The following is a 14,082-nucleotide window of genomic DNA, read 5'->3' on the forward strand; positions in this document are numbered from 1 at the left end:
GATTTTAATAATCTTTTCATGCTCTTCTCTGATCACGAAAATGACAAAGGAAAGACGTTTCGATCTTGTTGCCTTTGATATGGATGGCGTTCTCGTCGACTATCCAAGCTCATGGACATGGATCCATGATCACTTCGGCGTGACCAACGAAACTTCGCTGGAAAAGTACATCCATGGCGAGATTGACGACATCGAATTCATGCGCAGAGACATCGCTCTCTGGAAAGCGTGTAAGAGAGATTTAAGCAGGGAAGATATCGAAAGAATTCTCACTCCCCTGCCCCTTTCGGAAGGCATCGATGAAACAGTCCGCACATTGAGAAATGCTGGGATGAAAGTTGTCATCGTGAGTGGGGGAATAGATGTTATCGCCGAAAAAATCAAGCGTATCTTTGGATTCGACGATTACATTGCAAATGGTCTCGAGTATGACGAAAATGGCTGCTTGACTGGCGAAGGAATTTTGAGGGTTGAACTGACGAATAAACGACAGGCACTTGATTTATTTCTGAAAAAATGGGGCATTGCAAGAAACAGAGTTGTGAGTGTAGGAAATAGCTTTGTCGATGTGTCGATGTTTGAGGACTGCGGTCTTTCAATCGCATTTAACCCGATTGATGAGATCGTCGTTAAGAAAGCTGATGTTATTATTCAATCGAATGATTTGCGTGCCGTTCTTCCTTTCATCTTCGAAAAGCCCTCTCAATCGCCGTATCCGTATTCACCAATCAATGGCACAAAGACACAGCCACCCAGGTTCATTTGAAGATATTTGTTTTGTTTTCTCTCGACGAGAATGAGGTCCTGATACCACCGACCGCCGACTGGTACAAGCAGTTTGCCATCATCAGCAAGCTGCTGTTTTAACGGTTCAGGCACACCCGGAGCTGCCGCAGCAACGCAAATCCTGTCAAATGGCGCGTACTCCTTCAGGCCCTTTGATCCGTCGCCAACGACGATCGTCACGATGTCATCATACCCCGCCTCCTTGAGATTTCTCTTCGCCCTTTCAGCGAGGGATTCGATTCTTTCGACGCTATACACATGGCCATCTGGTCTCACAAGCTCTCCCATGACCGCTGCATGATAGCCCGATCCCCCACCGACTTCGAGAACCTTCATTCCAGGATGAAGATCGAGAGTTTCGACCATGAGCGCGACCATATGCGGTGCAGAGATTGTTTGTCCTTCCCCGATTGAAAGAGGTGTATCAATGTATGCACTTCGACGAATACCTTCAGGAACGAAGAGGTGCCGAGGGACCTTTTCCATCGCTTTAATCACATCAGGCTTTGTGAGGTAGCCCTTTTCAATGAGAGATCTAATCATTCGCTTCCTTTCGACGTCGAAATCCATGCCTCAAGCACCTCAAGCGTTCGTCGTCCTGACGATCTTGGCATAAATCCTGACGATCTCCCGCGCCTCGCTACCACCATCTCTCAGCATTTTGTCCTTCGTCTTGATATTATGCACAACAACATTGTACTTCCCGACAGTCAGGAGATCCCCGACGTAAAACTCCTCATCGGGCGGAACAAGCATCTCGGCGGGAATCGTTTTACTTCCTTTATTGATTGATATCTTAACCTTTACCCTATCAAATCTCTTCGCCCATATCGTGCCTATTTCCCTGGCGACGCATTCTTTCATTCTTTTCTCGCCACTTTCGATCGAGGTCACAATGACTTGCGTATCCCCGACAATCAGCTCATCGCCGATGGTGACCAGCTCGTCTGGACCGAGCTCGATTTCCTCTCTCCGCGATCTTCCAAGATCGCTGATGATGATAGGGATCTTTAATGGTTTCATTTCAGTGTAAAGAGTAGTATGAATAGTGCCGCATTTCCTGCAGCGCACCGTCGCCTCCAGCGTGTCTTTCTTTCCTCCAACCCTACCTCTGAGAACCTCATGGAGTGTATTGGTACCACATGAGGGACATTCCAAGTAAACAGCACTCGGGATTGTCATTTCAATCTTCACAATCCATTTAGCGTACTCCCAGTTATAATTATCGGTCGATTTTAAACGGGCGGTCGTGACCTGGAATCACGAGATCTGCGAAACCGACTATTCTCTTTATACTCTCAAGCGCCTCTGACGCATCGTAATGAATCGCTGGCGGTAGCCATTTCGCATAATTATCCCTCGTTGGTAGCGCGTCACCTACGATTGCAACTCTCGATTCCGACTCGACGAAGACGCTGATGCTACCTCTTGTGTGCCCCGGCGTATGAACGATGTGAACGCCTTCAAAGAGATCGACATCACTAGAAATCTTCATGTAATGATCGGGGGGATATTCGTTTGCGTGGGCGATGAATCGCGCTCGAGCGAAAAGATCGTTATTTCCAGTGTGATCGTGGTGAAGGTGTGTAACCACTACGACATCGATCTCGTTGCATCCAATCCCTAAGTTTCTGAGAGAAGAAAGCAATTTTTCGCGATACGCGCTACTGCTTGTGTCCACGATTGCTCTCATCTCATCATTGTAAACAAGGATTGAACTTGAGTGCGCCTCTACGACGAAACCACCAGCTTTTCGGATCATGCCCTCGCACAGGATTTCTACCATCGTTTCTTTCATCTAACCACCGTCGCAAAATCGCATGAAGTGCAACGAATTTGAGAGCGGTTGAAAGAAAGGGGAGATCCACATTTTGGACATCGAGCCCGCTTCACAAAATATTCAAGCCACGCCTTTCTCACATCCTCAAATTTTTCTTCCCTTATTATTGCTAGTGCGTTTTTCAGCTCCTCCGTCGTCGCAAGAGATTCGAGCGCTGAGGTTTCGAAGGGGGACGCTTCAGGTTTTTTCCGCTCGGCGACCTTGATCCCAGGAGACATTGCTGAGGCGAGCAACGCCCCAGTAAGAAATCCACCGACGTGTGCGGTGTAGGCGATCGGTCCTGAGTCGACAAAAACCATAACAACTTGGATCGCAAACCATGTTCCGACGGAAAGCCAAACAGGTACGCGAGGTAAGAAAATGGGCCCCAGAAACATCGGGATTTCTTCTTTTGGATAAAGAAGGAGAAGTGCCCCCATAGCGCCGGAAATCGCGCCAGAGGCCCCGATAATTAACACATTTGAACCCCATTGGACGAGAGATTCCATCAGCACTCCGAGCAGCCCAGCGAGTAAATAAATCGCGAAAAAGCGTGATTTTCCAATCCTCAGCTCGAGGTGCCCGCCTATGAGAAAAAGAAAGAGCATGTTGAAGAAGATATGGGCAATCGACGAGTGCACGAACATCTGCGTAACCAGAGTGTAAAAATTCTCTCCAGTGATGAGATACACTGGCTTAAATCCCAATTCGAGCTGGACTGGCGAGATCGCGAAGAAGCCAAAATCTTCGAGTGAAATGATCGTCAGAAAATAAACAACGAGATTCCCCATGATCAACGAATTTGTCATACTGACCCGTTTCGTGAAACCGATGAAAATTGAAAGAACGATGATGATGATCGCGATCCACGAGAGAGAATTCATTCGAACACCTGGCAGAGTGTAGCAAGCTCTAGCGTTATCTGCATTTCGCAAGTCAATGAAAGTGATCTTATGGGTTTTTCGGCGAAATCGACGATAAAGATATTCTTTTATGCCACACAACTGTATCCAATAATGAATACGGAAGGAATATGAGGATTGACAAGCAGATTCAAATTGCGGAATGTCCCGGTGTTTATCCGCCGAGGGAGGATACTTTCCTTCTGCTTGAATCAATTGATGTCGAAAGAGACGAGGAAGTCCTCGAAATCGGATGCGGAACCGGCATCATTTCGATTCATTGCGCGATGGCTGGCGCTATCGTCACCGCCGTCGATATTAAAGAGGAAGCCGTGCAATGTACGAGAAGCAATGCCGAAAGAAACTCTGTGCCTGTCAACGTCCTTCGTTCCGATCTCTTTTCAGCGATCAGGGGAAGATTTGACACAATCATTTTCAATCCACCTTATTTGCCTGTTAATGAGGATACGGATGAGTCAATTTCTTGGGCTGGAGGAAACGACGGTGTTGAAATCTTGCAACGTTTTCTCCGTTCGGTCCCTCAGTTTCTGAAGGAAGCGGGAAGAATATTCATCGTCGTTTCATCGCTCATGAATCAGGATACGCTGAAGGAATTACTCGCTCCTTTCAAAGTTGATTTCATTGCGAGGAAAAAAATGTTCTTTGAAGAGCTGGCCGTCCTTCGCCTCCGTGTCTCCTAATCTCCAATTATCCTCGTAATCACCTTCCTCAGCAATTCGCTTGCGATCTTGCCATCGATCTTGCCTCTCAACTGTGACATAACCTCACCCATGAGCGGCCCCATCGCGTTCATTTTCCTTTCTTTGATGAAATCTCTTCTTTGTTCAACGATCTGTTCGATAATCGCCACTGCCTCGTTCATCGAAATCGTTTTCAAACCGAGATCCTCGATCGTCTTTTGAAGAGGAATGCCTTTTGCGACCAATCTAAGAATATCCGGAAGCGCTTCTTTCGCAAATCTGTTATCATGAAGCGCCTGGAATATCTCTTTGATTCTGTCATCATCAATTGAGTAAACACCAACACCTTCCCTCTCAAGCTCAGGGAAGGTGCTCAACAGCGTTTTCGCAGCGATGCTTCCGAGGCCCCATTTCGAGGCGATTTCTTCGAAAATCTCTTCGAACCCCTCCCTGATAATCTGCTCGGCCTGCTGCTCATGAATGCCATATTGCGACACGAAGCGCTTAACCTTGGATTCAGGCAACTCTGGTAATCTCTCTTTGATACGTGTGATCAATTCGGCGTCGACGGTAATCGGTCTAACATCGGTTTCAGGGTACATCCTGGCTGCCCCAGGCAATGGCCTGCTGTATGCGGTCGTTCCGTCGGGCAACGGGTCACGAGTTTCCTCAGGCACGCCGATCAAAGCGTATCCAGCACGTGATGCAACGGCCTCGAGAATTCTTTCCACCTTTGTTGGCAGATCGACGCACATGACGAACGCGTCGTTTTCCTCGAGTCCAAGCGTTTTCCTTACGGTAGCGACCGCGGCTTCATCGATCCCGTAAGCAGGCAATTCATCTGTATGAAAGATTCCTCCAGCTCCTCTTGCCCTCGCATGCTGCGCAAGCTCCGCGCCAAGGCGAAAACGATTATCCGCGCTCTTGAGCACGCCGGCAAATCCTTTCAATGGGAGAACGAGAACCTTTCCGCCCGACGAAATAGATGATCGGACAATCTTCGATTTTGTATCCCTGAAAATCTCGGTGCAATCGAAAAAATGAGGAGTGACTTGTGGGGCTGATCGCGACCGGAGTATTTCCCTGATTTCGAGTAACATCTTCTGCCTTTCGATCTCCTTTGAAACGTAGATCGGTAACATCCTGAGCTCCTGAACCCCTTTGATCTCGACCCTCGCTCCACCTGAAATTGAAATATTGAGATCCTCGCGTATTGTGCCGATTCCGCGCTTCACACGCTTCGTCGCCCTCAAAACCGATCCGATCTTCTGCGCAGCAATCTTGACCTCCTCTGGCGTGCGAAGCTCCGGGCCTGTTGCGATTTCAATAAGCGGGATGCCGAGGCGGTCGAGCCTGTACGTAACTTCGCCGGATTTCGTTTCGATCTTTCTTGCGGCATCCTCTTCAAGGCAGATTGTCGGAATTGAAATCTTTCTACCATTGATCTCGATCGAGCCGTCGACCGCGATGAGGGCAGTCCTCTGAAAGCCCGTCGTATTCGATCCGTCGATGACGATTTTTCTCATGAAATGTATCTCATCGACCGGTGTTGCGTTCAATAGAGAGGCGATTGTCAAACCAATCTCAATCGCATCTCGATTCGCGTCGTGAGGCGGTTCCTCATCCGCCTCTACAAGGCACGAGACACCGCGAGGCGCTTGGTAATTGAACTTCATGCGTTTCTCTGCTTCGGCGAGTGCTGCCCGATCGATGTCGCCTAGTTCGCTCTGCGTCGGCCTCAACCTCCGCGTGAAAGTACCACCTTCGAGATCAACAAGTGCTGAATCACACGAACAGAAGAGTTTCTTTGTATCGAGCTGCTGATGGATTTCGAGGCCGATGATCGCCTCTTTACTCATCGAGTTCCCTCCTCTGCGAGATCTCGCCGCGGAGATTCTGCCGCATCATTGACTCGATCTCCTTCTCCGACGAGGCGTGAGCAAGTACCCACATCAGTTTTACGTATGCCGTTTCTGGAAGCATGTCCTCCCCGGGAATCACACCAGCTGCGAGCAGATCTCTCCCCGTATCGTATACATTGAGATTCACTCTACCGTACAAGCACTGAGAGGTCATGACAACGACCGTCCCCGATCTGATCGTCCTCGCGATCAATCGCACCATATCTGATGATACATGCCCTAGCCCCGAACCTGCAATAACGACTCCCTTGTGCTCTAGAAGAATCCTTTCAAACTTTGACGGGCTCATACCCGGGTAAAAAAAGAGAAGTGCGACGTTCTCCTCCATTTCAGTTTTCAGACTAACAGGATGAGAGTTCTTTTTCCAATATGGCGCGAGATACTCAATTCCTCCTTCAAAATTAACCCTAGCAATAGGTTTGCTGTTGATGCTCTTGAAAGCGTCCCGCCGACTCGTATGCATCTTCCTTACTTTTGTACCGCGATGAATTAAAGCCGAAGTATCTGACGGCGATTCGTGCATGAGCACGCATGTCTCAGCAACATCCGATTCGACTGCAAATCTCGCCGCTGCAATTAGATTCGTGTACGCATCGGACGAGGGGCGATCAGAAGATCGCTGTGCACCGACAAGGATCACGGGCCGCGGAAGGTTTTCAAACATGAAAGAAAGCGCCGCCGCAGTATATCCCATTGTGTCAGTTCCATGGGGAATGATGCATCCCTCCGCACCTTCACGCATTCTGTCAGCCACAGCCTCTGCGATTGCCTGCCATTTCTCGACAGTCATGTTTTCGCTGAAAATTGAAAAAAGGACTTTCGCCTGGACATTGCATATCTCTGCAATCTCAGGAACCGCACTAACAAGTTCCTCGGCCGTCAGCGCAGGATGCACTGCCCCAGTACGATAATCAACATAACTTGCGATCGTCCCACCAGTTCCAATGATCGCAACATCCTTTTTCTCCGCGTGCGTTTCTCTCTTTTTAAGATGCTTCTCTTTCTTCTCAACCTTTCTGATTGTAGTTATTTTCGTGTCTTCAGAAACCCTCACACCAATGTTGTAGCCACTTCTCAACTTGATGACAACGACATCAGGATCGCTAAACTCATGGTGAGGCATGAGGATTCCCTCAAAAACTCTATTATCAGTCTCGATGACGACATGATCGCCTTCCTCGGCTCCGCTTTTTCTGAGGATATTGAATGCTAGGTTTGAGTAACTCATCAATCTCCCCGACGATAAAAACGCATCCATCTTTAACTATTTTGGCAGAATTAATAGAAACCATCAAAATTAAGAAGAAATCAAAAATAAAAAGAAAAAAGGAATGGGTTTCTAATTACTTCTTCGTGCTCACGATGATAAGCGCCACAGCGACGAGGAGTGCCGCAATCAGCGTGAATGTAATCGCAAAGGATGGATTCCATGCGACAGGTTTCTCAACAGGTACCTCGACGATGACATCAGTCGCCTTATCAAGCGTGACATTCTTCTCGACGTATCCCTGCTCGAACGAAGCATTGACCGTGTAAGCCTTTGCCGCGCTCTGACCAGCACTTGTCTGTATCCAACCGATTGCATAGACGCTGAAGAGACCGTTATCATCGGTTGCTCCTTCGCCTACTGGGCTGCCCTCCTCATCGTATACGACGACCCAGACACCACTCACTGGCAAGCCATCCTGATCAAGAGCCCTTACTGTTAGCTTGTAGTAGACAGTCAGAACTGATGTATCTAGGACCTTCGCCTTCTCGAATGTGACTTCGATCGCAGACGCAATCGATTCACCAGTGAGATAGATGTCAAAGTCGCCCGCGTCGAACACAACATTCCTCAGGTCTGCGTTTGAAGACTCAAGGAAGATTGCATCGTCAAGCACGCTGATCATGCCGCCATTAACCGTGACAGTGGATTTCGCTGCATAGATACCATCGTATACAATGATTGGCAACGACACATTCCAGAGAGTTCCATAGTCATCATAGTAAGGTAGGACAAGCGTCGTCATGTTAATAGTATCACTGACTGTTAGTGTCGATTGAGTCACATAAATCGCGTATTTGAGCATGCCGTAAACGTTATCGCTCAACGAAACAGTCGAATTGACTGCATATACACCGATATGATTCATCTGGGCTTCTGCGATCATTTCTGGAGTGAGGAGCCATTCTCCGAATAGCGGGACAGAACCCCCTCCGATGAGAGCTGGTGCGTATTTGGACATAATGTCTACAATTACTGAATAACCGATCTGGTTGTCTTCGACCGTTACCGTGCTGTCCTTGATGTAGATCTCAACGGGGTTGAACAGCAGGATATTGTCATGTATTGAACCGCTCGCCCCAATCACATAGATACCGACGCCCCAGTTGGCGACGATCACATTGTCAACGACATTGGCAAGGCTCGAATCGATCGCGTAGATACCGCGGTTGTTCATCGCGATCAGACAGTCCATGATCGTCGGAGCCGCATCTGCTCCTTCGATGAAGATGCCATCCATGCCATTGTAAATGATCGTTGTTGCCGAGATTCTTGGCGAGCAGTTGTCTACGTGGATACCGTTTCTCCAGTTTTCATACACTACGCTTGTTCTGATATCCGCATTTGATGTTGGTCCAAGGTAAATCTCAGCGGCACCGCTCACCTCGCTTGATTCCATATCAAGTGTCCCGTAGACCTCGAAGCTGTAGTAATAACCATCCTGGAGTATTCCCGGTCCTGGCCACCCGCTGTAGGAACTGATGCCTGAGGCAACGACGACCAGCGTTCCCCCTTCCTCGACGATGATCTGCGGAATGCCGTCCATCCAGTCTTCGCCAAGCATGAAGTACCACACATTGTCGAGGGTGAGCATACCGCCATCGACGACAGTCAGATCGCCGTAGAGAGTGATTGCGTTGTTTCTGACTTCAGAGACATCGTCAACAATCCATTCGACTACGCCGTAGGCGTAGATTCCATCGTAAGTGTTGTCCTGATAGATACCATTGTAGATCGTCACTGGCCCCGAATACTCGATGTAGAGACCGTACAGTAGGTTTTCGCGGATTGTATTGTTACCGATAACGACCGAGTAACAATCATAGAGCTCAAGACCGCTCCCGCCGTTCTCTGACATGATGTTGCTTTCGATGACAAGCGATTCGCATTCATCGAAGTATGTGCCCTCATAGAGGTTGTTGCTGACGACATTGTTTGAGAATGTGATCTCATAAGAATAGTAGATCACAACACCGACTGCGTTGCCTGTTATTGTATTGCCAGTAATGGTCGCATTATACGAATCATAGATGTATAGTCCGAATGTATCATAGCCTTCGAGTCCATTATTCGTCAACGTATTGTTCGAGATGACAAGATCGTCCGAATAGTATACGTAGATTCCGTCACCGCAGCCATCAACCCTGTTGTCCGAAATGTTCATCTGGAAACACTCGTCGAGGTAAATGCCCTGCGCATATACGCCGCCACGGATTTCATTCTCTGATACTACTCCGGTGGAGTCGTATAGATATATACCCTCGTCTCCTGGATTCGATATCACATTGTTCGTCACTGTCACGATGCAATCGTCAACATCTATACCCACATCAGCGTTCTCTATGACATTTCCATCGGCAACGACACTAATGAGACCCCATGGCCATGAATAGGCGTAAATTCCTTCGGTCTGTCCCCAACCCGTATCCGGGCTGAATGAAATCTCATTTGAATTGATCTCCACAGTAATGTTCGAGTTGATGTAACGCTCGACGTCCCAGTTGGACCATGCGGATGCGTATAATGAAATAGCTGTGGCCTCAGACCACTCCGTGACTTCAGAATATATCAGATTGTCATTGATACTCGTTGCAACTGTCGCATTCACAGTTGCGTTTGTTTCGAATGTACTTTGCGAGTACTGATAAGCATCAAGGTACCAGTCGAGATAAACACCGTAATTGAGATATCCAGAGATCACGTTACTTGATATTTCTTGCGATGTCTGGTAATTGGCAGACGATGTGCCGCAATATGAGTCAACATAAGAATCGATGTAGATTCCATCAGATATCGGGCCGGTGATTTCATTTTCACTGATCACGACATCAGAAATCAACGTTGCGGAAGGTGATGAAGCGAATTGGCTGTAGTAAGTATACGCTTGTACATAATCGTAAATTTCTATACCTTCCATGTAAACAAAGTCAGAATCCTCAGTCACATTTATCAGATTGTTTGTGATCGTACTTGAAATTGATGAAACAGCAATGCTATCACCGTAATACGCGTAGACATCGACATCGTTCTCAATCCAGACCGCTGCACCGTACGACGCATAATCACCGACTTCTATCGTGTTGTCAGCGATCAAGATGGTTCCGTCCATATAGCTTGACGCATGAGAGAATAGGCTCATCCAATCGTATGCGTAAGACTCAGTATAAACTCCCATACCGTAGAGACCGTCCCACCATTCCATTGGATATGTTCCCTTGTTTCTCGTGATGCTGACGTAAAAGGTAACCGATTGCATTGATGAGACTTCAGTCTCGTATGACGATGGGTAATAATAATCATATTGAGCGTAACTGTAGATCTCGATATCAATGAAATCGTAGAATGCGATAATCTCATTGTCCGATGCCGATATTGTCAAAGTCGCTACCTGGTTGCCGAAGTGGTTATATGTTCCCGCACCTACCCCGATGTAGATACCGTAGACTGAATTCTCGATCACGTTTCTCTCTGTCACTACATTCGCATCAAGCGATCCGTCACCGCGGCCGTATTGTAGGTCATTATCGATAGATACATAGATTCCGTCCCAGGCATATTCCCCGGCCCTGATTTCGTTGTCGTTTATCGCAATATCGATGGCTGAATAGAGACCAGTATCCGAATATCCATAGTAATAGACGTCTATTCCGTTAAAGCCACTCTGCTCGTAGACCAGATTACTATTTATGGAAACGCTTGAATTGATGACAGCTGTTCCTCCATGTGTTTCGACATCATCTTCGACATCAATACCATTGCCATATCTTATCGCCGAGTCGATCGAGTTCTCTACAATCTCGGTGACAAAGTTGGCGGACATATTCACGCCATCGCTGTACAGATAATGTCTCACCTGGATAAACGATTCCCACATTTCCTGGAACATCGGTTTTCCGGAGAAGCTGTTATTAATGATCATATCTGCAATAGAGACATTCCACACCGAATCAGCTGACCCTATCATCGCGCCAATCATCATGCCACCGCTGTTGGTTCCGATGTTCCCAGAGATTGTTCTTGTAGCGCTGAACTCGACCATTTCGTTGAAACCATCATCGTCTTCAACCAAAGTTACCACAGCAATAGCCCAGCCAACCTCGTCGAACGCGTTCGATGTAATCTCGACGATATCTTCCCCTCCCCAGTACGGGGACGATAGGAAGCCGACTGCGATGTTACCAATGTGAGAGAATTTCGAGTCGGTGACCGTCGCATACATCGTACCGTTGAATGTGAGAGCACCTACGGCAACGCCATATTCAGCCATTCCCAGAATGTACTCCGCCGTCAGATTGTTCGCATCTACCGTAACATCTCCGTTTTCACACATGAAGAGGAAACCAGCGCCTGCATAATGGCTGATCGTGCTGTCGAGTATCGACGCCTTGACCCCACCGTTCGACAGAACAACGACACCGTACACTCCGAACGATTCTCGGGTGAGATAAATACTCCTGTAATCCGCATTGTACACGTTCGGAACCCAGATTTCGTTGAGGGTAATCGCGGTGTACCAAACACCCATCGCGCTGATACCATAATCATATGAGCGATCATCTGAGTTCAACGCATCCATGTTCGCATAGTTAAACTGTATGTCACCGTTTGAATAGAGGATTGCCTCAAAGACATTTGTAGCCCCCCATGGATCGGAGCTTCTAGTTACATACCACTGAACAATAATTTTCTCGTCATTTACAATTTTGTAGCTCACATACGGCCAGTATACAACACTAAAGAAGTCCTGACATGGTATGATCAAATTGGCTGATGCTGACTCCAGATCGATCGGGAAAGAGATCGAAACTGGCGAACCTACATAAATGAACCCATACGGATGGATTGCAATGTTCGTGTAAGTTCCATCGCCAAACGGGAATTCAAACGGTAGCGTAACATACAGTAGCGAACCAGTCGTGTATCCATCAGGATTGATGATGTCGTACTCGTAATCGATTTCCGTTGGATAATACCACGAGAGTTGGTTTGCTTCTTCACCATTCATGTAGCTGTTTTCGACAGTGACGGTTGCTAATCCATCGGCGTCGACAAGCATTGACATAAATCCGTTGGCCATAAGGCTAGAATCAGTGATCGCAACAGATACATTACCACCCGCTTCTAGATCAAGGCCCACAGCTCCGCCAATAATTGAGGTTTCTTGAATCACTGCATTCACGTCGGCATCATTTGATTTCACAAATACGCCTACCGCCCATTCTGTGTTGTTGACAAAGACAGAAGTTAGACTCACGTCGAAATTACCAGTAGCTGAGTTTACAATCAGTCCGTAATCCCAGCTTCCCAGAATTGATACACCTGACAGCTCAACGACAGCATCGCCATCGATGGAATAAACCGCAACACCAACACCATTTTCAGAAAACTCAGAATCCTCAATCACAAAAACAGCGCCAGTTGATCCCTCCACCTGGAGACCGGCTTTCCCGCTTGCTGATATATTAGATTCGCTTACCTGAACGTCAACAGCTCCAACCGCGGAATAGATGAGTACGCCATTCAATTCGCACGCACTCACAATGACTGAATCCAAGGTAGCTCCGACGTCTCCACCAGTCGAATACAAGATGATTCCTGAATTTGCTACAGATCCCGTCACTGTTGTACCAGCAATTACCGCATCGATCCAGCCGGTCGATTGAACAACAATTCCAGGCCCATATGTGTCGTTAACAATGCAATCTGTTAGAGACACCGTCGCATTTCCGTTGTTTGCCAAGAGCATTATTCCCATTTCTTCATATGTGTGATTGATTTCAACTCCTGACAACTCAGCATCGATATCTCCACTTGATGACCACCAGATTCCAGCCCTGTAACTATACTGAATAAGCGTGTCAGAGATTGCAACGTTTGCGTCTTCAACGTAGACACCGTAATATGCCAGTTCAATGATCACATTGCTAAAAACAGCTGTCCCGGTATCATCGATTACGATTCCCCACCAATACAAAGTGTCGTTCGTTGTAAAAAGAATCGGTTCGTCGGATGTCCCAATCGCTACCAGTCCCCCCTTGATTTCTAGAACATTCCCAGGATCTGCCATAACTGTCACATTCGGTTCTATAGTCAGTGTAGCTCCCGGGAGAACCGAAATCGATGCGTTCAGAATATAGGGGCTACCATCCTCTGTCCATGTTGTGTCAGTGGAAATGTCTTCGTAAACGTAGGTAGGTCCCGCTGCACTTGCATCACCAGTGTTGATGATGAGGAACAGTGCAAAAAGTAATACCAGTGCACCGAGATACACCAACGTCCGCTTTCCAAAAGCGTGACCCAATGAGGGCTCACGCTTATTCTCATTGTCCGAATTCATAAATACACCCCAAAGATTGTTCAAATCCTTCCTCCCTGTTTGAAAGGACTTATATCTAGTATTGGAGTCTCTTTATTTAAAGGTTGTCGGTTTTTCTTTTGTGATAATGATTGTCTGGAATTGGCACCTGAGAGAAAAAATCAATAAAAGAAAAAAAATGCTTTCCGCAGCCTCAGTTTTGGTAGGGTGGAATAAAACCCAGAATCTACATGGCGTTTTGCCACGCGGTTGAGAAATTTAACACACATGAAAATTATATGATAGCCGACACCATATCACGAATCAATGGTCGAAATGCCTTTTCATTTTTGTCAAAGTTTGAATTTATCTTTACTAATCTACTCAATG

The 14,082-nt window shown here is 47.2% G+C and carries 9 protein-coding genes; 2 read left to right on the top strand and 7 right to left on the bottom strand.

The genetic code is table 11. The features are described 5' to 3' along the window. Positions 1–40: 40 nt before the first annotated feature. Positions 41–766, top strand: coding sequence for an HAD family phosphatase (locus H5T41_05670; GenBank protein ID MBC7108257.1), 726 nt, complete (start codon positions 41–43; stop codon positions 764–766). On the opposite strand, the gene H5T41_05675 is transcribed toward H5T41_05670, so the two are convergent. Genes H5T41_05675 through H5T41_05690 form a run of 4 tightly spaced genes read right to left on the bottom strand, consistent with a single transcriptional unit; the run spans position 703 to position 3,489 of the window. Then, entirely contained in the window at positions 703–1,356 is a 654-nt protein-coding gene (locus tag H5T41_05675) for a protein-L-isoaspartate O-methyltransferase (protein MBC7108258.1), read from the bottom strand. The genes H5T41_05670 and H5T41_05675 overlap by 64 nt on opposite strands. Positions 1,357–1,368: 12 nt before the next feature. Beyond that, the gene (locus H5T41_05680) at positions 1,369–1,968 is read right to left on the bottom strand and encodes a hypothetical protein (GenBank protein ID MBC7108259.1); all 600 of its coding nucleotides are present in this window, start codon (positions 1,966–1,968) and stop codon (positions 1,369–1,371) included. Positions 1,969–2,008: 40 nt separating this feature from the next. Beyond that, complete coding sequence (locus H5T41_05685) at positions 2,009–2,584, bottom strand: MBL fold metallo-hydrolase (protein ID MBC7108260.1); 576 nt, start codon at positions 2,582–2,584, stop codon at positions 2,009–2,011. Further along, entirely contained in the window at positions 2,581–3,489 is a 909-nt protein-coding gene (locus H5T41_05690) for a rhomboid family intramembrane serine protease (GenBank protein ID MBC7108261.1), read from the bottom strand. Before H5T41_05690 ends, H5T41_05685 begins: the two co-directional genes overlap by 4 nt. Before the next feature lie 149 nt (positions 3,490–3,638). Here H5T41_05690 and H5T41_05695 point away from each other — a divergent pair, with 149 nt between their 5' ends. Further along, positions 3,639–4,208, top strand: coding sequence for a methyltransferase (locus H5T41_05695; GenBank protein ID MBC7108262.1), 570 nt, complete (start codon positions 3,639–3,641; stop codon positions 4,206–4,208). Here the strand turns inward: H5T41_05695 and gatE are convergent. The 3 genes from gatE to H5T41_05710 all read right to left on the bottom strand — a co-directional run bounded on the left by gatE (position 4,205) and on the right by H5T41_05710 (position 13,734). Next, a complete protein-coding gene (gene gatE / locus H5T41_05700) occupies positions 4,205–6,067 on the bottom strand; it encodes a Glu-tRNA(Gln) amidotransferase subunit GatE (GenBank protein MBC7108263.1) in 1,863 nt (620 codons plus the stop codon). The genes H5T41_05695 and gatE overlap by 4 nt on opposite strands. Beyond that, positions 6,060–7,358, bottom strand: a complete 1,299-nt coding sequence (gene gatD / locus H5T41_05705; protein ID MBC7108264.1) for a Glu-tRNA(Gln) amidotransferase subunit GatD — start codon at positions 7,356–7,358, stop codon at positions 6,060–6,062. The genes gatE and gatD overlap by 8 nt, the downstream gene beginning before the upstream one ends. Before the next feature lie 115 nt (positions 7,359–7,473). Next, positions 7,474–13,734, bottom strand: a complete 6,261-nt coding sequence (locus tag H5T41_05710; GenBank protein ID MBC7108265.1) for a right-handed parallel beta-helix repeat-containing protein — start codon at positions 13,732–13,734, stop codon at positions 7,474–7,476. Positions 13,735–14,082 lie beyond the last annotated feature (348 nt).

This window comes from Methanomassiliicoccales archaeon (assembly GCA_014361295.1).
In the GTDB taxonomy this organism is placed as follows: domain Archaea; phylum Thermoplasmatota; class Thermoplasmata; order Methanomassiliicoccales; family JACIVX01; genus JACIVX01.

Bases quoted from the DNA above. Each gene is read 5' to 3' on its own strand.
- H5T41_05670 (MBC7108257.1), top strand. From the start codon at position 41: ATGACAAAGGAAAGACGTTTCGATCTTGTTGCCTTTGATATGGATGGC.
- H5T41_05675 (MBC7108258.1), bottom strand. From the start codon at position 1,356: ATGGATTTCGACGTCGAAAGGAAGCGAATGATTAGATCTCTCATTGAA.
- H5T41_05680 (MBC7108259.1), bottom strand. From the start codon at position 1,968: ATGACAATCCCGAGTGCTGTTTACTTGGAATGTCCCTCATGTGGTACC.
- H5T41_05685 (MBC7108260.1), bottom strand. From the start codon at position 2,584: ATGAAAGAAACGATGGTAGAAATCCTGTGCGAGGGCATGATCCGAAAA.
- H5T41_05690 (MBC7108261.1), bottom strand. From the start codon at position 3,489: ATGAATTCTCTCTCGTGGATCGCGATCATCATCATCGTTCTTTCAATT.
- H5T41_05695 (MBC7108262.1), top strand. From the start codon at position 3,639: ATGAGGATTGACAAGCAGATTCAAATTGCGGAATGTCCCGGTGTTTAT.
- gatE (MBC7108263.1), bottom strand. From the start codon at position 6,067: ATGAGTAAAGAGGCGATCATCGGCCTCGAAATCCATCAGCAGCTCGAT.
- gatD (MBC7108264.1), bottom strand. From the start codon at position 7,358: ATGAGTTACTCAAACCTAGCATTCAATATCCTCAGAAAAAGCGGAGCC.
- H5T41_05710 (MBC7108265.1), bottom strand. From the start codon at position 13,734: ATGAATTCGGACAATGAGAATAAGCGTGAGCCCTCATTGGGTCACGCT.